The sequence below is a fragment of the Akkermansia sp. GGCC_0220 genome (assembly GCF_017566105.1).
GTDB lineage: Bacteria > Verrucomicrobiota > Verrucomicrobiia > Verrucomicrobiales > Akkermansiaceae > Akkermansia > Akkermansia massiliensis.
This window is the reverse complement of sequence record NZ_JABFCI010000174.1, coordinates 1-219: the sequence shown is the minus strand read 5'-3', so window position 1 is coordinate 219 and position 219 is coordinate 1. Positions and strand designations below refer to the sequence as shown.

The window sequence follows — 219 nt, the reverse complement described above, 5'->3', positions numbered from 1 at the left end:
GTATCATGGGATATCCGGATATTGTAGGTAAAGATGCAGCTTTACAGAATCTGGGTGAAGTAAGCAACCGCGGTGTGGATATCGAATTGAGCTGGAATGATAAGATTGGAAAGGATTTCCGTTACTATATTCGTCCGAACCTGACTTTCTCCCGCAACCGTTTGGAATATAAAGCGGAAGTTGCCCGCAAGAACTCCTGGCGTAAAGAAACCGGTAAAC

General features: G+C 44.7%; 1 protein-coding gene. It reads left to right on the top strand.

Annotated elements, in window-relative coordinates:
- Positions 1 to 219: hypothetical protein (locus HJW02_RS13445; RefSeq protein WP_208050747.1), on the top strand; the 219-nt coding region annotated here is incomplete at both ends.